This is a genomic window from Methylomonas sp. HW2-6, from assembly GCF_052474525.1.
This window is the reverse complement of the sequence record NZ_CP184124.1, coordinates 4318121-4340374: the sequence shown is the minus strand read 5'-3', so window position 1 is coordinate 4340374 and position 22254 is coordinate 4318121. Positions and strand designations below refer to the sequence as shown.

The following is a 22254-nucleotide window of genomic DNA, read 5'->3' as shown; positions in this document are numbered from 1 at the left end:
CGACTCCCGGCGAAAGCTGTGGTCGGCGACTTTGCCGGGCCTGAGCCCGGCGCTGACTTTATTTCAGCTTGTCGACATTGTGTTTAAGTTCGTCGCGGAAGGTTTGCAGCGCTTCGGCGGCTTTGGCTTGGCCCTGGTCTCTGAGCGCCTGTTGTTTGGCCAGCAATGCTTTCTCGATCTCGTCGTAATCTTGAAAAATCTGTTTGCTTTGTTCGCCGGCTTCGCCGCGGATCGCTTCCATTTCCTGTACCAGTTTTTGGTAGCGGTCGCGGATTTCGGTTTCGGTGGATTGGGCATCCTGCTGCCATGCCGCCAGCGATTCGTTCATTTTCTGTTTCGAATCCGCCCATTCCTGGTTGGCATCTTTGAAATAGTCGCCGAGGTTTTTGGCGGCCTCGCTGACCGCCTGTTTCATATCGGAAATGGCGCCCAAAATCGCGCCGAATCCGGATTTGGGTTCCAACGCCGTCAGCACGCCGCCGTCCGCTACGGGCGGTGCGGATTCCGGCGGATTAGTGATAACGATTTTGGCCGGCGGCGGCTCGACGGCGATTGCGGCCCGGGCGTTGGCTTGTACCGGTGCGGCTTTGGCTTTTTCCAGCGCCAGCGCAATCGTGACGCCGCTGCTGATGGGGGTTAAGCCGGTGACCTTACCGATCACGGCGCCGTTAAATTCGACCGGATCGTCGGGCTTGATGCTTTTTGCATCGCTGAAATTCACCGTGACGTTGATCCAGGACGGGAACAGGTCGCAGCCGGCCAACGCGGTAACGATTGCCAATATCAGCCATTTGAAATGGGTGCTTGCCATGGGATACTCCTAAGGTGCGTGATCGCTGGGCATTACTGCCGCTGAATGAAAAGTTCGGTTATCGCCCGGTTTCTCCCAAGCGAATATCGATTTCAGGCAATTCCGCCTCGGCTTCCGGGACCGCGCGGGGGATGCCGATCCCGTCGAAAAACAGATCGATCCGTTTTTCGTTGCGGATCTTCAAGCCTTTGATGACCCGGCCGTTGGCTTTGCTCCATCGGCGGAATTGGGCCGGGACCCGGTCGAATTGTTGCTTGTTGACCACCGACAACAAACTGGATTTGGCGAAGTTGCCGGTGCCGACGTTGTAGACGAAATCGCATAGCGCGGCGTATTGGCCGTCAGTCAAAGGCACTTTGGTTTTGGTCAGCACCGCGATTTGGGCGCGTTCCATGTCGGATACCAATAGCTCGCCGCCGCGCGGTTCGCTGATGCCGTTGCGGAATTCGGCCGGTTCGGTGCCGTTGCAGCGGGCTTGCTTGATCAGATGGCCGTAACCGATGGTGCAGAAGTAGGCCACGTCGTGGTAGGGCAGGCTTCTGAAGCCTTCCATGAATTTGGTCAGGTCCAGGCCCTTGTCGTAAATCGGCCTGAGTTCCATGCCGGGCGGCAATACCGCCCGCTCGTCGGGTTCCAGAAAAATACCGGCCGTGATTTTTTCTTCGTCTTCGGCCCATTCCTGCGTCAGCGTGGTGCAAGCGGTAAGACACGAAATCAGGGCAAACGGTAGCAGGGCTTTGGCGATTGGCGTCCGTCGCAATTCCGGCCGGGCGAATGGCTGCGGCTTTGCCGGACTGCAACGGTTTGGTTGGTCGCGATCGGACGCCGGCTGGCGTGCCGCTTTCACAATGGCTTTGTTGCGCATGATTCCCCCTCTAGCGTTGATGCTTTATTTAGTGGCCGGTACTGGTTTGCCGGATATCCGATCCGTTAGCGGCCGTTTGTTATGGTCGGGACGGTCGAGGTCTTTTCGGAGTGGTCGGCCTCGACTCAGCTTTGCGTTAATGGGCTTAGCTCAAAATTGAATCTTTACTCCGCCGGAAACGATCTGGTTGCTGCCGTTCTCGATCAGTAACGCTTCGTAATCGACGAAGGCGGTAATGTTTTGCGGCAACAGCATCTGCACGCCGGTGGCCAGATTGACCCAGTTGCGTTCGGGCGCTGAAGTTGAAAGACCAGTCAATTGTATGCCGGCTAAAGTGGCATCGATTTGCCGCCTGCGGTTTTCGAATTCGTGGACCCATTCGGCCCGGAAACGGGGGATGAAGACGGTGTATAAGCTCGGCACGCTGAAGGCGCGACTGATTTCGGCGCCCATTGTCGTAGTAAAGGAATCTAAGGTTTGGCCGTTCATGCTGATGGTCGCGTTACCGCCGCTGCTCATGACAGCGCCCGTTTCTTGGTAACCGTCGATTTCGGTGTGGCTGTAATCGCCGCGGACGAAACCGCGTAAATTGAACCATTCCATTTGCGCTAGGTAACCGGCACCCAGGCTGGTGAAAAATTGGTCCGCGCCGTAGCTGGCAGCCGCACCGCTAATAGTTATGGAATCGTTAGCAAGTCCGGCGTTGACATTGCGCAGGGAATCAAACTCCAACCGACTATAACCGGCCAGAACACTGACATAACTGTTGGCGGAAGGCGAGTAAACCAAAAATGGAGCGACCCGGTAGGCATCGGAGTTCAAATAGCCGCTATTGAAATTGAAGTCCCGGTCTGAGTGCAGATAGCCCAAAGACAGCCCCCCGGCAAATTGCTCGTCGAAACGGTAATCCAGGATGGCGTTGGCGTGTTGGGTGTTGATGTCGAAGCCGGTTTGGCCGCGGGCGTCGTTGCGGTCGCCGAAGCCGCCGCCGCCGCTGATCGAAATACCGAATGGGCCTATATAGCCGTTGTCCCCACTTCCGTCGCCATGTTTCCTGCAGTCTTCCCGGCTTTTGGCTGATTGATTGGTGTCGTCGCAATCGTTTATACGCTGAATTCGATTGTTGATTTTTTTGACGAAATCGTAGGGTGATGAAATTGCAATCGACTCTGCTTGCATCGAGGCCTGAGGCGATAGTTGTTGAGCGGCTACGTCTGATGTGTTGCCGCTGCCGCACAAGGCGCCCAGAGGATTGGCGGTAAAGCAAGCGGCAGATATTGCCCGAAATACGGCTTGTTGGCCTAAGCTACCGTTAGCAATTGACGTGGTTGGTGGATTGAACGATCCGCCGCTAATGCCGCTATCTGCACCGCTCGGCTTTACCGCAGCGAGAGTCAATGTGAAGCAAGCCAGCAGAAGCTGGAAAATTTTTTTGAGCCAAGCGATGATATTCATGTTTCCCCCTTGACAAAAACTCAATCCGAAGAGTTGTGCCGGCTTATAGTAGCCCCGATTTGACGATTGTCAAACACTAATAATTTACGGTTTCAATTGTCCTATCGGGCTAGTTGTAGCGCGATGGATTAGCGAATACGAAGCAGGTGAAATGGCTGGCTTGAACGCTCGTGTGAATCGTGTTAGCCGGAAGTGGTTTGAGTGGATCGATTTGCCGAGAGGGGCAAATGGGTGGGACGGAAACGGAAGTAACCACCGTCCGTCGTTGATGAGATCTCGTCAATCCGCCGTCGGCGGATCGACGGCGGCAGGAAGCGATTATTACTCGGCGGAAGCCTCCCCTTCTATCAAGTGCAGCGCCGGCGCTTGGGCCGCGAATACTTCGGCGGCCAATTCCAAGGGCTTGGTAAAGCCCGGTATGGCCGGAATTTTCCAGGCTTTGCCGACGAACTTGGCCAGGATGTTCTGCAGCCAGGGCCGATCGGATTGGGCGCGGTGCAAAATGAAGCGGTAGCTTTCGCCGTCGTTGAACACGGCAAAATCCTCCAATACCACGTCTATCGTGAAATCCTCGCCGTACAAGCGGCTTTGCACATAGACCTTGCGCGCATCCAGATCGAAATTGAACTGGGTCAATTCGGCGATACCTTTCATGACGTGGTTGGCGACCCAAACGATCAGCGAGTTGGGCGTTATTTTGATGGCGAATCGGATTAAATTGGCTGCTAAGCTCATAGTGGGCCTTCAACGGTGGATGGAAGTAAGCCGATGATTCTAATCGCAATCGAACCGCTTGGCCGCCAATTATTTTTACACCGTGTCTGACGCGGAACTGTTGAGATGAGCATACGCCGGGAACGTCTGCAGGCGGCTGTCGTCCAGCGGCTCGCCGACTGTAAAGTGATACAGGCTTTGCCAGTCGTTGTCTTTTAACCCCAGCACGCCGTGCACGGCATCGTCGAAGAAGCAGCCGATGCCGGTGCCGCGCACGCCGGCCGCTTCCGCCTCCAAATACAAAATCTGGCCGAGCAGGCCGCATTCCCAAAACAACCGGCGGTAGCGCCAAGCCTCGGCCGAGACGTTGTCGGCGAAGCGGGCCAGAATGCCCAGGCTGAAGGCGCTGTCGCTGGCAATCGGCTGATGGCAGGACAAGGTTTTCGCCGCCTGACGCACGTTGCCGGCTTGCAGTCGGTACCACTCGAACGGGGCGTCGATACGTTGCCAGTTGTAGTCTGTGGAACAGGCGGGGCGGATTTCTGCCAAGGCTTCCGTGCTGCGCGGCAGGAAATACAGGCCCGGTTCGAGGCCGTCGACGCGATGTACGAACAAAACCAAATGCACCTGCGCCGGCCAGTTCCAGGCCGTAAACGGCGGCTTGGCGGCGGGGAGTAGTGCGGCGAGGATACGGTAAAAGTCGGTCAGCGGCAGCGGCGCCGATTTGCCGTTGAAATGTTGCGCGCTGCGGCGTTGGCGGATCAAACGGCTGGCGAGCTGGTCGTGGCTGACAGCGGGTAGCGAGGCGGCCGGTAATTCGAGCCGTTCCCGCAGCGTGGCGGGTTTGAGCGTGTGTTCGGCGACTTGGTCGATAATCGGCCAGCGGTAGAAGTGTCGGCCGCTCAAGCGTTTGGTGCTACCGAACCATTCGGCGGACTGTAGCGCTTGCGACAAGGCCGGCCCGGAAAATTCACCCTCGGAGCCGGCACCGGTATCGATCCGGCACAACAGGTCCGGCGTTTCGCGCTCGTCAGCGACGAAGTCGCCGTCACGGTCCAAGCCGAGCCAGGCGCCGATTTCGGCGTCGCCGGTTTCGCTGAGCAATTCAACGTGCCAGCCCAGGCAGGCGGCGGCATAGCTCAACGCCGCCAGGGCATGGCCGATGTCGTGCTGGCAATAGCGGAATGCGCGTTCGCCGTATTTCCAGGCTTCGCGCCAATGGACGGACGACAAGCCAACGTACAAGCAGGCCGGCAAACCGGCGGCATCGAACCGGCAGCGCCGTTCCAGATGGTGGTCGTGGCTGACGTAATGGTAGACGCCCGGCGCCAATACCTCCGGGGCCGTGCTGAGCAGATAGGCTTCGGTCGGATGCAAATTGCCGCTGGACGGGTTGCAGCGCAAGGCCCAGCGGTCCGGGCCGAATTGCTTCCAGGCCGACAGGCCGAAACTGAGTTCCAGTAACAAGCCGAGATTGGAGACATTTAGCGGTTGAACGGGAATCAGCCCCGGCGCATCCAGCTCGGCGAACTTGCAGTCCAATTCCGCACCTGGCTGTGGTAAAGCCAACGTTTCGCAGCCGTCGAACCGGCGGAACGGACTGGGCTGGTCGTCCCAGTCCAGCGATGCCGGGCCTTTGGCGTAAGCATTCAGTTGATGTTTGGTGCGCTGGTGGTACGCAAGTACCTGTTGGGAGTCGTCGCTCATAGCCTGTTGGTGCGAAATTGGGTGGGGCAGGGACTGGCGGCGTTGCGAAGAGGCATTGCAGCCGGGTGTCCCGCCGGTTAGTCGCGTGTGTATCAATGCGTCGTTACCGGCTCCAGGTCCGGAGCGATCAGATCTTCGGTCCAGCAACCGATCGGCCGACCCAAATTCAGTTCGCTGTCTTCGAAGCGTACCAAAAAAACGGTCAGCCCCGGGTCTTCTTCGACATGGCCTTTCATAACGATGACGCCGCGCGCTCCGGCTTCGGCCAGTATCGCACCTTCTTCGCTGTCCGGCATGCTGCCGTCGTCGATAATCGTATGCGCTGCGTACACGACGTCGCCCAAATCCAAGTCTTCTACGTTCATTCTGTGCTCCTGTGAGTGGTTTGTAGCAAAGCCGACAAAATGTTGGGAAACGGCTTGCCGATCAGGGATGGCCGGCACGCTGTTGCTAGTTTTTTCAATAGCTTAAGCTGGAGAATCGCGCATGGCATGCTGGTTGCTTGAACGAGTTACAAGATCAATGCCAACCCGTTTCAGGAGACTTATCCATGATTACCCTTACCGAAAGCGCGATAAAAGCCGTGGGCCGTTTTATCAGCAGTTCCGACAAGCCCACCGGCGGTTTGCGCATCGAAGTGACCGACGGCGGCTGTTCCGGCCTGTCTTACGGCCTGCGCCTGGAAGCGAAAGAAAGCGAAGCCGATACCGTGATCGACTGCGGCGAAGTCAAAGTCTTCGTCGACCCGTTGAGCATGCCCAAGTTGGACGGCATGTCTATCGATTTCGTCGATAGCCTGGAAGGTTCAGGCTTTAAATTTACCAATCCCAACGCGGTGAAAAGCTGTGCCTGCGGTTCGTCGTTTACCACCGGCGACAACGGCGGCGCCCCTAAATCCTGTTCTTAAGTTTGCGAGGTTATTGCCATGTGGGATTATTCAGAAAAAGTTAAAGACCATTTCTTCAACCCGAAAAATGCCGGTGCGGTCGCCGGGGCCAATGCGATTGGCGAAGTGGGTTCCATCAGTTGCGGCGACGCCTTGCGTCTGACCTTGAAAGTCAACGAAGACACCGAAGTCATCGAAGACGCCGGCTTTCAAACCTTCGGCTGCGGCTCGGCGATTGCGTCGTCTTCCGTGTTGACCGAAATCATCAAAGGCATGACGCTGGACGAAGCCTTGAAAGTGACCAACCAGGACATCGCCGCCGAACTGGACGGCCTGCCGCCGGAAAAAATGCACTGCTCGGTAATGGGCCGCGAAGCTCTGCAAGCCGCCGTCGCCAACTATCGCGGTGAAGAATGGAAGGACGACCATGAAGAAGGCGCGCTGATCTGCAAATGCTTCGGTATCGATGCGGCAATGATCGAAGAGATGGTGTGGGCCAACAAGCTGCGTACCGTCGAGGACGTCACCAACTTCACCAAGGCCGGCGGCGGTTGCGCTTCCTGCCATGAAGACATCGAAGGCCTCCTGGAAAAAGTCTTGAAAGAACGCGGCGAAAGCTTCGATCCGAACGCGGCTCCGGTCGCCAAACCGGCGCCGGTGGTAGCCGAGAAAGGACCGATGACCAATTTGCAGCGGATCAAAAAAATCGAGGAAGTGATCATGTCGTTCCGGCCGCAATTGATGGCCGACGGCGGCGACGTCGAGTTGGTGGAAGTGGTCGACAAGACTGCTTACGTCAACATGACCGGCGCCTGCAACGGCTGCCAAATGTCGGCGATGACCATCGCCGGTATTCAGCAACGCCTGATCGAAGTGATGGGCGAGTTCATCAAAGTCGTGCCGGCGTCGCAAATGCCGAAACTGGTGAATATCCAGGAGGCCGGTCATGCCTGATATCTATCTGGATAACAACGCCACGACCAAGGTGGACCGGGCCGTCGTCGATGCGATGATCCCCTATTTCACCGAATACTTCGGCAACCCGTCGTCGATTCACCGCTTCGCCGACGGCGTGGCGCGGGCGATCAAGAAGGCCCGCAGTCAAGTGCAGGAATTGCTGGGCGCGGAGCACGACTCGGAGATTATTTTTACCTCCTGCGGCACCGAATCCGATTCGACCGCGATTTTGTCGGCGATCAAATGCCAGCCCAACCGCAAGGAAATCATCACCACGGCGGTGGAGCATCCGGCGATTTTGAATCTGGTCGAGAACCTGGAAAAAGAAGGTTACACCATCCACCGGCTGCCGGTGGACAAGCGCGGCCGGATTAATTTGGAAGCCTATCAGGCCATGCTGTCGGATAAGGTCGCCATCGTTTCGGTGATGTGGGCCAACAACGAAACCGGCACCATTTTCCCGGTCGAAAAAATGGCCGAGATGGCCAATGCTGCCGGTGTGATGTTCCATACCGATGCGGTGCAGGCGGTCGGTAAAATTCCGATGATGCTGCAGGATACCAAGATCGACATGCTCAGCCTGTCCGGCCACAAATTGCACGCGCCGAAAGGTATCGGCGTGTTGTATCTGCGCCGCGGTACCCGCTTCCGGCCCTTGCTGCGCGGCGGCCACCAGGAGCGCGGCCGCCGGGCCGGCACCGAGAATACTGCATCAATCGTCGGTCTGGGCGTGGCTTGCGAACTGGCGCTGCAGCACATGGAGTTCGAGAACACCCAAGTCAAGGCCATGCGCGACAAGCTGGAGCAAGGCGTGGTCGAGGCGATTCCGCATTGCTTCATCACCGGCGACCTGAACAACCGCTTGCCGAATACCACCGACATTGCCTTCGAATACATCGAAGGCGAGGCGATCCTGATGCTGCTGAACAAGGCCGGCATCGCCGCATCGAGCGGCTCGGCCTGTACTTCCGGCTCGCTGGAACCGTCGCACGTGATGCGGGCGATGGACATCCCTTACACCGCCGCCCACGGCACCATCCGCTTCTCGTTCTCGCGTTACAACACCATGAGCGAAGTGGACGAGGTGTTGAAAGTGATGCCGACCATCGTCGCCAACCTGCGCAAGCTGTCGCCGTACTGGGACAGTATCAACAACTGCCCGGTGGCCGACCCCGAGCAAGCCTTCCAGCCGACCTACGCCTGATGGCGAATACCGCGACACCGCTTTGATCGGCGGTGTTGCGGCGGCTTCGCCAAGCTTCCGCGCCGTCCCCAATCGCTTGGAGACGCCGTTTATTTGGAAACGAACTCGACCGTATTCAAGTCCACCTGAATTCTGATCTGGTTGTTGACCTGTTCCAGAGCCTGGCTGAGCCGGGTTTTGACCTGACCGCCGTGGAGGGCACGCACCAGGAACTGGTCGTCTTCGCCGCTGCGTGCGGCCAGGAAGTTGTCCAGGTCGCGGCCGGGTTCGAATTCGCCGCCGACCCAGCGCAGGGCGTCCACGCAGCGACGGAAGATTTTGGGGTAGACCAGCACGCCGGTTTCGGGGCCGAGGTCGTCCAGCGTGGAGACGGTGAAACGCTTGCTGCGATCCAGTCGCCAGATGCCACGCCGTGCGGTTTTGGCTTGTTGGTAGGCGGCGATCAGCCGGGTCTGGCTGTCGAAGGACAGGCCGCCGGAGTACAGGCCCAGGTAGGCCAGACCGCTGGCGACAGCGTGAAAATTGTAGGTTTTGCCGAGTAGGGCTTTGGTCAGTTTCACGTCCGCGCCGTCCTTGATCTTCTGCCGAGGCAACACAAAGGCGATGGGGCGGCCGTGGCCCTCGAAGCCGTCGCACAGTATCGCCGCCTCGGTTTCCCAGGCGAAGCCGCTGGGGGCGACGGCCCAGTCCCAGCCGGCGGGATCGACGCCCAACCACTCCAGCAGACCGTTGCGGCTTTCCAGTCCGTGCGGTTGCTCGGCGCCGCCGTAGTGCAGTTCCGGCGTGTCTATCGCTTGAAAGCGCAATTGGTAACTTTCCTCGCCGCCGGCCTCGCTGGGCTGAGCGAAGCGGGGCAGCCCCTGGAACAAGGTCATGTCGTCGGCGATGAAACGCATGCTGTCGCCGTCCGGCGATTGCCGTTGCCGCACGACGAGACGGCCTATGATGTAGCGGTAATATCCTAATGACATGCTGACCTCGCTGCTGGGTTCGCGGCCGGTACGCTCGGTGCCCGGCCTGGTGGCTGGATGGGGCGTGCGGCCCGGATCATGCGCCGATTTCGGCCGGCCGGCAAATTTTTTGGGCAGGTTGAGGCGCAATCCCCTCCGTTGAGCGGTGCGTTATGTCGGGTAGGTTTATATTGTTTCGACCATCGTCCGCACAAATTCCGGACGAATCCACTTGCCGGTAATGGGTTGAGGTGTCTTGGGCTAACAGGCCTAACTCGGATGTTCTGTGCTAATCTGCCCGGTATCGAAGCGCTGCCGCCTGCATTGTCCGTCTATGAATCAAAGCCGATCCTCTGTCAAACCGCAACCTCAAGCGGCCAACGACAGCACCGCCTTTATCGACAAAATCCGCCCCGACAGTGGCGTTGCCGAACCGGTTTATAAACAGTTGTTGCGCCGCATCGTGCAATTGATCGAGTCAGGCGAGCTAGGCGACGGCTTTAGCTTGCCATCCGAGCGAGCCCTGGCCGAAGCGCTGGCTTTGAGTCGCACCACCGTCCGCCGCTGCTATGAAGAATTGCGGGCGCAAGACCATATCGATACCCATGGCCGCGCCGGGGCTACGGTAAAAGCGGCGCCGCAACGGATCGCGCCGGAAATGGGGAGGTTGAAGGGTTTTACCGAAGAAATGCGCGAACTCGGCATGGTGGCGTCGACCCGGATTTTGGAGCAGGGCATCGTCGAGGACCGCACCATTGCCTCGATCTTCAATCGGCCGGCATCCAACCGCTTTTTTAGAATTGTGCGTTTGCGTCTGGGCGATGGCAATCCGATGTCGCGCGAAGTCGCTTGGTACGATTTGACCCCGGCCCCGGATTTCGCGCAATGGAACGGCGACGGTTCCGCCTACCAATTTTTACAGGAACGCTGCGGTTTGAGCTTGCAACGCGCCGACCAGACCATCGAAGCCGTCATCTGCAATCAGGCGGAAATGCGGGTATTCGGTTTCGAACAGCCTGGCCCTTGTTTGCTGCTGAAGCGAAAAACCTATACCGACCAAGGCACGATGGTCGAGTACGTCGAGGGCACCTTTCGCGGCGACGCCTATACCTATCGGGTCGAGCTCAAAATGCCCGGCTGATCCGTCGAATCCCAGGCGCAGGCCGGCTAGCCATAAACGCAGTCAGTGCTGCATTGTCCGGCAAATGTGCCAAAACCCCGTCGCGCTCGGCGATAAAGGCGCCGCAAGCATTGGCTGCAAGCAGCGCCTGCTCGGGCGGGTAACGATCCTGCGCCCACAGCCATCCGGCGCTGAACGCATCGCCGGCGCCAGTGGCGTCGCGCACCTCGACCGGCCAGGCCCCGACGTGGATCACTTCCTGCCGCCCCAGTGCGACGCAGCCTTGGTCTCCCAGCGTCACGATCAACCAATCGCCTTGCCAAGCGATGGTATCGGCCATTGCCGGCAGTAACTCCAGCCACTGCTCCGCGGATAAAATCAGCCGCGCGCCGTTATCGGCAAACAGCGCCGCCGCTTCGGCGGCGTTGACGATCATCGTGTCGGTAAGCGCAAGCAATTCCGACGTAATCGGCCGCAACGGCGACGGATTCAGCACCGTGTAACTGCCGAGCCGGCGCGCCGCCGAGAACGCCGCCAAGACCGATTCCAGCGGGATTTCCAGTTGGGCGTAAACCCGGCGCGGACGCGACCGGTCCAAGGCGTCGCAAACCATAGCCGGAGTAAGGTGAGCATTGGCGCCGGGGAATACGGCGATGACGTTATCGCCGCGGGCGTCGATCAAGCCCACGCCGTAGCCGGATTGTGCGGCGCAAACAATTACCCAGCGCGTATCAAGCCCCATCTGCGACAACTCTGCGCTAATTTGCCGGCCGCCGTTGTCGTCGCCGACCGGCAGCAGTAATGCCGTTTCCGCCGCCAGGGCGTGCAAAGCCACGCCGACATTCAAACCTTTGCCGCCGTGTTCCGACCAATAACCTGCGGCCAGCAACGACTGGCCGGCTGCCGGTAAATCCGGAACTTGTAAACAATTGGCCTGCACATAGCTGCCTAAAACCAGCGTTAGCATAAAGCGTCCTGACGGAGTTAAAAAAGCCAATAGCCTAAAGCCAAACGCCGGCAGACGCACGGTAATATTTGGTATTGTTTTGGTATCCATATGGCATTACACTCCCGGCCGACGGTGGCTGGAGGCAGCGCATCGCATTTTCTGAGAATTTCGGAGCGATCATGAATCGATTTCATTACACGACATTGGCGTGCTTGCTGGTCACAAGCTCTTCCGCCTGGTCTTACTCAACTTCCGTCGAAACCGGTGCCAGTGCGGGTTTCTCGTCCGGACGGTCGCTGGCGAGCGACTTGAACACCGACAGCCACATCGACCAGGACTCTTTCACCTCGGCATCCGCGAGCATCGACGGCTATTCTGCCAGTGCGTTCGCCTCCGCCGGCGTGGGCGTGTTGAAGGCTTATGCGGGGGCCAACATCGAAAAAGGGGCGCTGGATTCGACCAGCTACGCCAAGTCGCTCTTTAGCGACACCATCAAAATCAGCGGAACCGGCACTGCGCGGTCGACTCAAATCGTGCTGAATTTTCGGGTGGAGGGCGGCATCAGCGGTATCGGTGCCGCTTCCGGTTTTGTCGCTATGAGCGGTGGCTACGGCAAAATCGAGTTTTCCCAGAATTATTACAGTCCGCGCAGCTACAGTTGCGGTACCTGGTCAGGCGACACCGGCGCCTGCGATGGCGGCGCGGTCTTTTGGGTTCCCACCAATACCGAACTCGCGATTAGCGGCTTACTACAGGTAGCGGCGACTGCGGATGGCTACGGCGGATTGTTCGATCCAAAGAAACGACACGCGGAAACCGATTTCAGCCATACTGCGCGGACCTTTATCAGCGTGCTGGATCCCAATTATTCGTTGAGCAGCCAAAGCGGATACAGCTATGCAGCGGTGCCGCTGCCGCTGCCGACGGCGACCTGGCTGTTCGTTAGTGGTTTGGGCTTGCTGGGTTTTAGCAAGCGTCGTTCAAGTTTGGCCGGTTAAGCCGGGAGGGAATCATGAACAGAATCTATTGCTTGGTAATGGCGAGTTTGCTATCGGTCAGCACTTCGGCGACGGCCTATTCGACTTCGGTCGAAGCCAGTGCCAGTGCGGCAAACGGTGTGGACAGCGAATTGAATGTCGATGCACATGTGGATTTGCCCGCGGTAGCATCGGCACTGGCAACTTACGAAGGCTATGCCGCCAGCGCTTTTGCCTCGGCGAATGCCGGGGTATTGAAAGCCTACGCGGCGGCCAGCGTAGAGAGCGGAACGTCAACTTCCGCTGCATTTGCTAAATCGATCTTTAGCGACACCATCAGGTTAAATGGATCCAGCAATCTGCGGTTTGTGCAGGTTTTGCTCAATTTTCGTGTCGAGGGCGGCATTAGCGGTCCCGGCGGCGCATCCGGATTCGTCGAACTTGGCGGTAGTCAAGGCAAAATTGACTTTGCGCAATCGTACTACTCTGCGCCTACCTTTACCTGCGGCACCTGGTCGGGCGACACCGGGGCTTGCGATGGTACGGCTATCTTTTCCCTGCGTACCAATACCGATATTTCGATAAGCGGATTACTGAGCGTTGCTGCCGGAGCCGATGGTTACCTCGGTTTGTTCGATCCATTCAGGAAGCGCTCGCAAGTTGACTTCAGCCATACCGCGCGCACCTTTATCAGTGTGCTCGATCCAAATTACCAATTGACCAGTCAAAGCGGCTATAGCTATGCACCGGTGCCCCTGCCGCCGGCCTTGGCATTGTTCGCCGTCGGTCTGGCGGCTATCGCACCTAAGCGTCGGTTGGCAAGCATTTCGCGGTCGGTTTAGCGTTCGGCTGGTAGATGGCGTTCGCTCTGGCGCGGCTCGCAGCGTACGCTTAAAGAAACACGATACCAGCCGCAGTCTAGTCTTTGGGTTGCGATACGACGTTTACCATACCCTCTCGGGGCGTCAGGCACGGTGCTTGGCGGCCCCGTCTCTCACGGTTGCATTACAAATCGATTGAGCCAGCGCGTATTGATGCGGCTGGATCAATGGCCGGACTCGGCCTAATCAGGCGGCGGCGCCAACTTCATTAGCCATTGTAGGGTTTCCGACAATGTGTTTTTTCGATTCCGGTTTTTCTTGTCGTTATCCCGCCAAACCGCAGTTGCCAATGCCGCAAAACCCCGGTTTCCGGCAGTTGGCAAGTGTTTTGCATTATCTCTGACAAAGGCGTTACCCCAGCAAAACCGCAATCGACGTTCCGCCAGAGGTGAAGAATGCAAGCTCAAAACCGACACATCATCATCGACGACACCACGTTGCGCGACGGCGAACAGTCGGCCGGCGTGGTGTTTTCGCTGGAGGAAAAGCTGGCGATCGCGCAACGGCTGGCGGGCTTGGGCGTGCCGGAACTGGAAATTGGCATCCCGGCGATGGGCGGCCAGGAACGGGCCGAAATCGAAGCCATTGCGGCGCTGAACTTGCCCTGCAATCTGCTGGTGTGGTCGCGGATGCGCGACGACGACCTGCAACATTGTTTGGGCTTGGGCGTCGGCATGGTGGATTTGTCGATATCCGCTTCCGACCAGCATATCCAACACAAATTGAAACAAAGCCGGGCCTGGGTGTTAGCCACTATCGACCGCTGCGTCAAAGCCGCAATCGATGCCGGCTTGCAGGTTTGCGTCGGTGCCGAAGACGCCTCCCGCGCCGATAGCGATTTCCTGGCGCAAATGGCCGAAGCCGCGCAAAGCGCCGGTGCGATTCGGATTCGCTTTGCCGACACGGTCGGCATTATGGAGCCGTTCGGCACCTTCGAAGCGATCCGCAAGCTGCGCAGCGTCACCGATATGGATATCGAGATGCACGCCCACGACGATCTGGGCTTGGCGACCGCCAACAGCCTGGCCGCCGCCTTTGCCGGCGCCACTCACTTGAATACTACCGTCAACGGTCTCGGCGAACGGGCCGGCAACGCCGCGCTGGAAGAAGTCGTGGTCGGCCTGAAACAACTGTACGGCTTCGAAACCGGCGTCGATCTGCGTAATTTCCCGGAATTGTCCCATCAGGTGGCGACCGCCTCCGGCGACACCATCGGCAGCCGCAAAAGCCTGATCGGCCGCGACGTATTCAGCCACGAAGCCGGCATCCATGTCGACGGTTTGCTGAAAGATCCCAACAACTATCAAGGCGTAGACCCGGCCTTGGTCGGCCGCAGCCACCGGCTGGTGTTGGGTAAGCATTCCGGCAGCCAGGGCGTGATGCATGCCTATCGGCAATTGGGGATCCAGATTAACCGCTGGCAGGCCGGCCGCCTGCTGCCGCTGATTCGCGAGTTTGTCAGCCTGCACAAACGCGAACCGCAATCCACCGATTTGAACCAGTTTTTACACAGCCTATAGCGAGGTGTGCGATGAGTAGTAACCGTCAACAATCCGTAGCGAAAACCACCGGCAAAGTCGAAGCCCCTGTCGCCAATCCCGACCAGCGCGAGCTGCCGGACGAGCGCTATCCGGGTACGTTTTTCCGGGTGCCGGGCGTGCCGATGCCGGGCAAAACCACCTGGAGCTTGGCAAAATGATGCTGTTCTCGCCGTCGCGGCTTGCGCCCAAACCCAGCCTTTGGCAGGACTGGCGGGAAGACGTGGCGTGCGTTTTCGCCCGCGATCCGGCGGCCCGCAATGTGTTCGAAGTGTTGTTCGCCTATCCCGGCGTACACGCCGTGCTGATCTATCGGGTTACCCACCGGCTGTGGCTGGCGGAGTGGAAATTTGCGGCGCGGTTTCTGGCCGCGTTCGGCCGCTGGTTGACCAACGTCGATATCCATCCCGGCGCGACCATAGGCAAACGCTTCTTCATCGACCACGGCGCCTGTGTCGTGATTGGCGAGACCGCCGAAATCGGCAACGACGTGACCATGTACCACGGCGTGACGCTGGGCGGTACCACCTGGCATAAAACCAAGCGCCATCCGACGCTGGGCAACAACGTGCTGGTCGGCGCCGGCGCCAAGATTCTGGGTGCAATCACGCTGGGCGATAACGTCCGGGTCGGCGCCAACTCGGTGGTGGTCAAGGACGTGCCGCCGTGCTGCACCGTGATCGGCATTCCGGGACGGATCATTCAGCAAAAAGGCGTCAAGATTCAAGACCCGCGTGGCATTGATCTGGACCACCACCTGGTACCGGACCCGATCGGCAAGGCCATCAACTGCCTGGTCGAACGTCTGGACGAGCTCGAGCACAATCAAAAGCGTTTCGTCGTCGCCGAAGACACTTGCGGCAGTTGCGAAGCGGAAGGCGTCTGCCATGGCGACGAGGTGGTGCAATTGAAACAGGCGGCAGGTGGTCAGTAATGGATTTGCTGCAGTTCGAAGCCGAGGATTTGTACTACGAGCAGGAAGACAGCCCGGAAGTCCAGGAATTGATCAAGTACGCCTCCGAGCGTTACGCCACCGGCGAAGCCGAATTGCCGCTGCTGCAAGCTTACTTGCGGGCACCGGAATCGTTAAATGTGCTGGTGTCGTTGAACCGGTTTTATTACTACCAGCATCGGTTGCAGGAAGCCTTGCTGATCTCCGAGAAAGCCTTGGTGCTGATCCGGCCCGGCATCGGTTTCCCGGCAGACTGGCGAGACGTAAACCTCGGCTTGATCAGCGACGCGCCGAAAGAGTTGTTGACCCGAATCAGGTTGTATCTGTTTACCTTGAAATCGATCGGTTTCTTGAATATGCGGCTGGAAAATCTGGAGTTGGCCAAAGCCATTTTCGAAAAACTGGTGGAGTTGGACGACATGGATCGGATCGGCGCCAAGGGCTTATTGGAAATGGTGGTCCGGCGCCAGGAAGCCGATGAAGGGATTTTCCGCTTGTTCGGGTGAAGCCGCCCGATAAATGAACCCAACCGCGATGGGCGTCGCCCGTCCGCACAATTAACCCGAAGGTGATTGCCATGAAAAAACAACTGAAGTCCGATCCGTTTCTAGCCCAGACTGCGGTAATGCTGGTGGTGTTGTTAGTGGTGTATGCGCTGGGCGAACAGCCCGCCCACCTGGATCACCTGATGATGAGGTAACGAGATGACTTTTTTGGAAGAAATGGAAGAAATGGAATCGGCCGAAGACTTTATGGTGTATTTCGGCCTGGAATACGACGCGACCGTGGTTCACGTCAACCGGCTGCATATCCTGCAACGGTTCCACGACTATCTGAGTCAGGCCGGCGACAACATGCCGGATGACGAAGATGCTCTGCGCGAGATTTATAAAAAATTGCTGCAGCGGGCTTACAGCGATTTCGTCGAGTCGGATGCCCAGACCGAAAAGGTGTTCAAGGTGTTCAAGATGATGGAACCGCAAACCGTATTCGTTTCCTTGGGCGACATTAAGACATGATTGAAGAACGCTATGACGAAGAACGGTTCGAGTTCGGCGAGGCGGTGCGGGTTACCCGCAACGTGCGCAACGACGGGACTTATCCGGGCCGGGAAATCGGCGATCTGCTGATCCGCCGCGGTAGCGTCGGTCACGTCATCGAAGTCGGTACCTTTTTGCAGGACCAGGTAATCTACACGGTACATTTTCTGGACCACGGCAAAATGATCGGCTGCCGAGCCGAAGAACTGATTCCGGCTGAAGCGCCCTGGAATCCGAGTCGGTTCGAATTTCGCGATAAAGTCAGGTGCAACCGCGATTTACCGACTGCCGATGGCGTGATAGCCTCCGGTACCGAAGGCGAAGTAATGAAAATACTGCGCGACCGTGAACCCTTGCTGTACCACGTGCGTTTTCCGGGTAAGACCATGCAGGTCCCGGAAGCCGTATTGGACCCCGCCGATCCGGCCAACTTTCGCGAACCGGAGGAGTAGCATGAATCAAGCTGCTGAAGTCATGATCGAACCTTACACTTTATTGCGGGCCTCTTTGAGTCTGTTCAAAAAGTCGCCGACGGAACTCGAGCAATTGCAGCTGCGCCAAGTCGAGGTGCAGGCCAAAAACGAATTCGAAATCGAAAGCAGGGTGCTGAGTTCGGCCGAAGCGGCCGGCGTCGTGGTATCCGACATCGAATTGGAACGGGCTTATCAGGAGATTCGCAGCCGCTTCGACGATGAAGAGGCTTTTTTGGCCGCGCTGGCAGCCAACCATCTGGACGTCGATCAGCTCCGGGCCGCGTTGAGCCGGCAATGCAAGGTCAATACCGTGCTGGAGCGAGTCGGGTCACGGGCGCCTAAGGTCAACGAAGTGGAAATCGGCATTTTCTACCACTCGCATCCGGAAAAGTTTCACAAGCCGGAGCAGCGTTCCGCCCGCCATATCCTGATCAGCATCAACCCGGATTATCCGGAGAATACTCGCGACAGCGCCCGCCGCCGGATCGAGGAGATTCTGGAAACGCTGAAACGCAAACCGCATAAATTCGCCGATTTGGCGCTGAAATATTCGGAGTGTCCGACCGCCATGCAGGGTGGGGAATTGGGCGCGGTGACCAAAGGTGTGCTATACCCCGAACTGGACCAAGCCCTGTTCGCTTTGAAGGAACAAGCCGTCAGCGAGGTTCTGGAATCCGAGATCGGGTTTCATGTCATCCAATGCCTGAAGATTAGCCCGGCCGAGACCATGTCCCTGAAAAAAGCCACGCCCAAGATTCAGCAGATCATGCAAGACCGTTACCGCCGCAATTGCCAGCGTACTTGGCTGGCCAGTCTACCCGCCGCCACTAGGAGAGCCTAACATGACAAAAGAACCCAAACATTGCTCGTTTTGCGGTATTGAAGCGTCGGCCTCCGTGCCGATGATTGCCGGCACCGAAGGCTATATCTGCGAGGCCTGCGTGATGCTGGCCAGCCAGGTGGTGTCGAGTTGGGGCAAGAAGAAGGAACTGGCCGACATGCAGGGGCCTTTGCCGAAGCCGGCGGAAATGAAAGCCATGCTGGACCAGTACGTGATCGGCCAGGATTTGGCCAAGGAAATTCTGTCGGTCGCGGTTTACAACCATTACAAACGCCTGAAGCACGTCGGCAATAAAACCGGCGGCTTGGGTGAGGCCGACCAAAGCGTCGAAATCGGCAAATCCAATATTCTGATGATCGGCCCGTCCGGCACCGGCAAAACCTTGCTGGCCTCGACGCTGGCCAAAATCGTCGGGGTGCCGTTTGCGGTGGCCGACGCCACAACCTTGACCCAGGCCGGCTATGTCGGCGACGACGTCGAAAACATCCTGGTGCGCCTACTGGACGTGGCCGACGGCCAGATCAGCAGGGCCGAGTGGGGCATCGTCTACATCGACGAAGTCGACAAAATCGCCCGCAGCCCGGAACAGGCCTTCGGTACCCGCGACGTGTCCGGCGAAGGCGTGCAGCAAGCCTTGCTGCGTCTGGTCGAAGGCTCGCAGGTCAAAGTGCCGACCAAGGGCCGGCGCAAAGACCACAGCGGCAGCGATTCGGTGATGGTCGATACCAGCAACATTTTGTTCATTGCCGGCGGCGCCTTTCCGGGCTTGGAAAAACATGTCGAAAAACGCCTGCAGCCGCCGAAAACCGCGATCGGCTTCCATGCCGAAGTCAGCAACCCGGACGATAAACCGAGTCTGGAACAGATGTTGAATGCGACTCAGCCGGACGATTTGAAACGCTTCGGTCTGATTCCGGAATTCATCGGCCGTTTCCCGGTGCTGGCGCCGCTGGAGCCGCTCGATGTCGATGCCTTGATCCAAGTATTGACCGAACCGAAAAACGCCCTGGTCAAGCAATACCAACAATTGTTCGCCTTCGACGAAGTCGATCTGGAGTTCACCCAGGACGCCCTGGTCGAAATCGCCGAAAAAGCCATCGCCCGCAACACCGGCGCCCGTGGCCTGCGCGGCATCATGGAACAAGTGCTGCGGAAAACCATGTTCGATTTGCCGTCCCGCACCAACGTTCAGCGTTGCATCGTCAATGCCGAAGTGATTCGCGGCGAGGGCGAGATTCAAACGGTGGAGCGGGATGGCGTTACTGATGCCGCGGATTTGAAGCGGTTGTCGGGTGGGGAGTGAGTTTTGAAATGTGCTGCTTGGGTTAGCCGACAGGCGTAACCCAACGGTGCTGTGTCGCTGTCGCGACGGATGGTTTGTAAGTCGGTTCGCGGACCGACAGCCGCGATACTTTCTTTTGCTCCGCCAAAAGAAAGTATCCAAAGAAAAGGCGGCCCGGATGCCGCTTATTCCCTGCGCTCCGAAGCTTTTGAACGGGGTTGCCTAAAGGGGCTTCCCAGCCCCTGCAGGCAACGCGCCGCATCCCTGCGGCGCCCCTGGCGGGCTGATCCGTCCAAAAGCTTCGGTGCTCGGCGCGGCATACGGGAGGGGAGTCTGCGTGGTAATGCGTTTGTAGGATGGGCTGAACAGCGTGAAGCCCATTGATCGCGTTCGTTAAGATTCAGGGATTGCCAAAATTTAGTTAATAGAGAAAACCACTATGAGCGTCAAAGAAAAAATCCTAAAACAGCTCGCCGAGAACCCGGTGATTATTTATATGAAAGGCGTGCCCAGCGCGCCGGAGTGCGGGTTTTCCGCCAAGGCGGTGGGGATTCTGAACGAAACCAAGATTCCTTACGCCTACGTCAACGTCCTGCAATCGCCGTTCATCCGCGAAAAATTGCCGTCGATTTCGCGCTGGCCGACTTTTCCGCAATTGTTCGTCAAAGGCGAATTGGTCGGCGGGGCCGATATCGTCGAGGCGATGCATAAGGACGGCAGCCTGTTGCCGTTGCTGCAAACCGCCGTTCAGCCTGCCGCCGGAGCAGAACCGAGCCAAACCATCACTCATTCCGAAGTGGAAGCGCTGATTTTGGCCGAGTATCCGGGAGCAACCATCGGTATCGAAGGCGTCGGCTGCGATTTGAGTATCAGCGTGGTCAGCGAGGCTTTCGCCGGCCAAACCATGATCAAACAACACCAGGGGGTGATGGCGACGCTGAGCGAGCCGCTGGCGAACGGCCGGCTGCATGCCGTGACCTTGAAAACCCATACCCCGGCCGAATGGGCCGCACAACAACCGGCTGCCAACCCCGGTTTGTTGCAGATTCAGCTTTAATTTTTGGATAACACGGAGTAAGCACTATGGCAAAAGTAGGCATTTTCTTTGGCACCGATACCGGTAACACCCGCAAATTTGCAAAGGCGATCGCCACCAAGTTGGGCGATGTCGCGGACAAACCGGTCAACATCAATAAAGCCAGCGTCGACGATCTATTGGCCTACGACGTGTTGATCGTCGGCTCGCCGACTTATGGCGAGGGAGAATTGCCGGGCTTGAGCGCCGGCCACGATAACGAGAGTTGGGAAGAGTTCCTGCCAACCCTGGGTGGCGCCGACTTCTCCGGTAAAACCGTCGCCCTGTATGGGCTAGGTGACCAGGAAGGTTATCCCGGCCATTTCGTCGACGCGCTGGGCTTTTTGTACGACGCCTTTGCCGATGCCGGCGCCACCATCGTCGGCATGACCAGCCCGGAAGGTTACAACTTCAAAAAATCCAAGGCACTATTGGGCGATCAGTTTGTTGGTTTGGCTTTGGACGAAGACAACCAAAAGGAACTCAGCGAAGGTCGCTTGAATGCCTGGCTGGAATCGATCGCGTCGGCTTGGGCCTAGTTTGAGCTTGCCATGATCGAAGAAGCGGCCGTCGTCACCCGCATCGGCACAGACGGCCGAACCTGGATCAAAAGCCTGCAAAGCAGTGCCTGCAGCGGCTGTATGCAACAGCCGTCCTGCGGCACTGCGACGTTGGCAAAAGTCTTGCCTAAACGCGAATTTGCGGTCGATTCCGATATCGCGCTGCAAGCAGGAGACCGGGTCGTGGTTGCGATCGACGACGGCCATTTGTTGTTGACGTCTCTGGTTTTGTATTTGGCGCCGCTACTGTTCATGCTAGGCGGGGTTGGGTTGGCCCAGGCTTGGCTGCCTTCGCCGGACAACACCGAATATCTTCCCGAAATTGCCTTAATCAGCCTGCTAAGTGGATTTGCGCTAATCCACCGTTGCCAGAATCTGTTATTGCTGCACCTGTGCTTCAAACCGCAAATCGTGAAAAAGCTGCCCGCCGCATGATGGCGCGGTTGTCGGATCGGCCACAATCTCCAGGTTTTGGTGTCGGCTTGTCGTAAATCTGCACTGAAATATTCCGCCAATCATTCCAGTCTCGCCGGCAAATCCGCATTAGACCTTGTGTTTCGTAAGGTTATGTCCATGGCATTGATATTGCAAAGAAATCATCGAAAACCACTGGGCTTTCAAAAGGGCGACAGGCGAGTGCCAGCGCCTGCCGCCATTGTGTTTATGGCGATATCTTCGAGGTGATGAGATGAGCGAAGTTGTTCTGGTTGGTTTGATCATGGTGATCGTCGCGGCATGCGCCTTTGCACCGTTGGGTTGTTTTTTGTCGGCTTACGCCAAAGCGAAGCAGACCGACGCCGACAAGCCGTTTGCCGATAGCGGCAAGACTGCGCCGGTGGTGCCGGAGGATTCGATTCTGAGAAGGCATTTTCTCGCGCAATTGCAAAGCGAGATCGAAGCGGCTTTGTTTCCGCGGCCGACCGATTCGATGCTGCAACGCCACTACGATAGTCTGGTAGCGGCCAAGGTCGAGAGTCGGCTGCAGGCTTTGATCAAGTAACATACTGCAATCCGGCG

Annotated in this window: 28 protein-coding genes; 21 read left to right on the top strand and 7 right to left on the bottom strand. The window is 57.9% G+C overall.

Going from position 1 to position 22254, the window contains the following annotated elements; translation table 11 throughout:
- Positions 1-58 precede the first annotated feature (58 nt).
- The 6 genes from ACH518_RS20830 to ACH518_RS20805 form a co-directional block, all read right to left on the bottom strand.
- Positions 59-811 carry an MlaD family protein gene (locus ACH518_RS20830; RefSeq protein ID WP_445371483.1) on the bottom strand — a complete coding sequence of 251 codons (753 nt, stop codon included), beginning with the start codon at positions 809-811 and terminating at the stop codon, positions 59-61.
- Between the two features lie 58 nt (positions 812-869).
- Positions 870-1676: a lysozyme gene (locus ACH518_RS20825; protein WP_445371482.1), complete on the bottom strand. Its 807-nt coding sequence runs from the start codon at positions 1674-1676 to the stop codon at positions 870-872.
- 150 nt (positions 1677-1826) lie between these two features.
- Positions 1827-3131 (bottom strand): autotransporter outer membrane beta-barrel domain-containing protein, encoded by a 1305-nt coding sequence (locus ACH518_RS20820; protein ID WP_445371481.1) that lies wholly within the window; start codon positions 3129-3131, stop codon positions 1827-1829.
- Between the two features lie 321 nt (positions 3132-3452).
- Entirely contained in the window at positions 3453-3866 is a 414-nt protein-coding gene (locus ACH518_RS20815; RefSeq protein ID WP_445371480.1) for a hypothetical protein, read from the bottom strand.
- A gap of 75 nt (positions 3867-3941) precedes the next feature.
- Complete coding sequence (locus ACH518_RS20810) at positions 3942-5552, bottom strand: SagB/ThcOx family dehydrogenase (RefSeq protein ID WP_445371479.1); 1611 nt, start codon at positions 5550-5552, stop codon at positions 3942-3944.
- 92 nt (positions 5553-5644) lie between these two features.
- The gene (locus ACH518_RS20805; protein WP_278210809.1) at positions 5645-5917 is read right to left on the bottom strand and encodes a nitrogen fixation protein NifZ; all 273 of its coding nucleotides are present in this window, start codon (positions 5915-5917) and stop codon (positions 5645-5647) included.
- Positions 5918-6102: 185 nt separating this feature from the next.
- Here ACH518_RS20805 and ACH518_RS20800 point away from each other — a divergent pair, with 185 nt between their 5' ends.
- The 6 genes from ACH518_RS20800 to ACH518_RS20775 all read left to right on the top strand — a co-directional run bounded on the left by ACH518_RS20800 (position 6103) and on the right by ACH518_RS20775 (position 10690).
- Positions 6103-6459 carry a HesB/IscA family protein gene (locus ACH518_RS20800; RefSeq protein WP_140911688.1) on the top strand — a complete coding sequence of 119 codons (357 nt, stop codon included), beginning with the start codon at positions 6103-6105 and terminating at the stop codon, positions 6457-6459.
- An 18-nt stretch (positions 6460-6477) separates the two neighbouring features.
- Positions 6478-7392: a Fe-S cluster assembly protein NifU gene (gene nifU, locus ACH518_RS20795; protein WP_278210810.1), complete on the top strand. Its 915-nt coding sequence runs from the start codon at positions 6478-6480 to the stop codon at positions 7390-7392.
- Positions 7385-8599, top strand: a complete 1215-nt coding sequence (gene nifS / locus ACH518_RS20790; protein ID WP_445371478.1) for a cysteine desulfurase NifS — start codon at positions 7385-7387, stop codon at positions 8597-8599. The genes nifU and nifS overlap by 8 nt, the downstream gene beginning before the upstream one ends.
- Before the next feature lie 191 nt (positions 8600-8790).
- Positions 8791-9141, top strand: a complete 351-nt coding sequence (locus ACH518_RS20785; RefSeq protein WP_445371477.1) for a hypothetical protein — start codon at positions 8791-8793, stop codon at positions 9139-9141.
- Between the two features lie 72 nt (positions 9142-9213).
- Positions 9214-9564, top strand: a complete 351-nt coding sequence (locus ACH518_RS20780; RefSeq protein WP_445371476.1) for a hypothetical protein — start codon at positions 9214-9216, stop codon at positions 9562-9564.
- A 319-nt stretch (positions 9565-9883) separates the two neighbouring features.
- A complete protein-coding gene (locus ACH518_RS20775) occupies positions 9884-10690 on the top strand; it encodes a GntR family transcriptional regulator (protein ID WP_445371475.1) in 807 nt (268 codons plus the stop codon).
- Here the strand turns inward: ACH518_RS20775 and ACH518_RS20770 are convergent.
- Positions 10674-11636 (bottom strand): PfkB family carbohydrate kinase, encoded by a 963-nt coding sequence (locus ACH518_RS20770; RefSeq protein ID WP_445371474.1) that lies wholly within the window; start codon positions 11634-11636, stop codon positions 10674-10676. The genes ACH518_RS20775 and ACH518_RS20770 overlap by 17 nt on opposite strands.
- Positions 11637-11797: 161 nt before the next feature.
- Between ACH518_RS20770 and ACH518_RS20765 the strand changes: the two genes are divergently transcribed.
- From ACH518_RS20765 to ACH518_RS20695, 15 genes are all read left to right on the top strand, one after another.
- Positions 11798-12616 (top strand): hypothetical protein, encoded by an 819-nt coding sequence (locus ACH518_RS20765; RefSeq protein WP_445371473.1) that lies wholly within the window; start codon positions 11798-11800, stop codon positions 12614-12616.
- Between the two features lie 14 nt (positions 12617-12630).
- Complete coding sequence (locus ACH518_RS20760) at positions 12631-13437, top strand: hypothetical protein (RefSeq protein ID WP_445371472.1); 807 nt, start codon at positions 12631-12633, stop codon at positions 13435-13437.
- A 434-nt stretch (positions 13438-13871) separates the two neighbouring features.
- On the top strand, positions 13872-14996 hold the full coding sequence (nifV, locus tag ACH518_RS20755) for a homocitrate synthase (RefSeq protein WP_445371471.1): 1125 nt from the start codon (positions 13872-13874) through the stop codon (positions 14994-14996).
- An 11-nt stretch (positions 14997-15007) separates the two neighbouring features.
- Complete coding sequence (locus ACH518_RS20750) at positions 15008-15175, top strand: hypothetical protein (RefSeq protein ID WP_278210816.1); 168 nt, start codon at positions 15008-15010, stop codon at positions 15173-15175.
- Positions 15172-15948, top strand: a complete 777-nt coding sequence (gene cysE / locus ACH518_RS20745) for a serine O-acetyltransferase (protein WP_278210817.1) — start codon at positions 15172-15174, stop codon at positions 15946-15948. Before ACH518_RS20750 ends, cysE begins: the two co-directional genes overlap by 4 nt.
- On the top strand, positions 15948-16472 hold the full coding sequence (locus tag ACH518_RS20740; RefSeq protein ID WP_140911697.1) for a hypothetical protein: 525 nt from the start codon (positions 15948-15950) through the stop codon (positions 16470-16472). Before cysE ends, ACH518_RS20740 begins: the two co-directional genes overlap by 1 nt.
- Before the next feature lie 71 nt (positions 16473-16543).
- Complete coding sequence (locus tag ACH518_RS20735) at positions 16544-16666, top strand: hypothetical protein (RefSeq protein WP_260839241.1); 123 nt, start codon at positions 16544-16546, stop codon at positions 16664-16666.
- A 4-nt stretch (positions 16667-16670) separates the two neighbouring features.
- A complete protein-coding gene (gene nifW, locus ACH518_RS20730) occupies positions 16671-16985 on the top strand; it encodes a nitrogenase-stabilizing/protective protein NifW (protein ID WP_445371470.1) in 315 nt (104 codons plus the stop codon).
- A complete protein-coding gene (locus ACH518_RS20725; RefSeq protein ID WP_140911699.1) occupies positions 16982-17458 on the top strand; it encodes a nitrogen fixation protein NifZ in 477 nt (158 codons plus the stop codon). Before nifW ends, ACH518_RS20725 begins: the two co-directional genes overlap by 4 nt.
- A 1-nt stretch (position 17459) precedes the next feature.
- The gene (gene nifM, locus ACH518_RS20720) at positions 17460-18320 is read left to right on the top strand and encodes a nitrogen fixation protein NifM (protein WP_140911700.1); all 861 of its coding nucleotides are present in this window, start codon (positions 17460-17462) and stop codon (positions 18318-18320) included.
- Position 18321: 1 nt separating this feature from the next.
- Positions 18322-19623: an ATP-dependent Clp protease ATP-binding subunit ClpX gene (gene clpX / locus ACH518_RS20715; RefSeq protein WP_445371469.1), complete on the top strand. Its 1302-nt coding sequence runs from the start codon at positions 18322-18324 to the stop codon at positions 19621-19623.
- A 418-nt stretch (positions 19624-20041) separates the two neighbouring features.
- Positions 20042-20659, top strand: coding sequence for a Grx4 family monothiol glutaredoxin (gene grxD, locus ACH518_RS20710; protein WP_140911702.1), 618 nt, complete (start codon positions 20042-20044; stop codon positions 20657-20659).
- A 26-nt stretch (positions 20660-20685) separates the two neighbouring features.
- Positions 20686-21216, top strand: coding sequence for a flavodoxin (locus tag ACH518_RS20705; RefSeq protein WP_278210820.1), 531 nt, complete (start codon positions 20686-20688; stop codon positions 21214-21216).
- A 12-nt stretch (positions 21217-21228) separates the two neighbouring features.
- Positions 21229-21672, top strand: coding sequence for a SoxR reducing system RseC family protein (locus ACH518_RS20700; RefSeq protein ID WP_140911704.1), 444 nt, complete (start codon positions 21229-21231; stop codon positions 21670-21672).
- Between the two features lie 253 nt (positions 21673-21925).
- A complete protein-coding gene (locus tag ACH518_RS20695) occupies positions 21926-22237 on the top strand; it encodes a hypothetical protein (RefSeq protein WP_140911705.1) in 312 nt (103 codons plus the stop codon).
- The last annotated feature ends 17 nt before the right edge of the window (positions 22238-22254 follow it).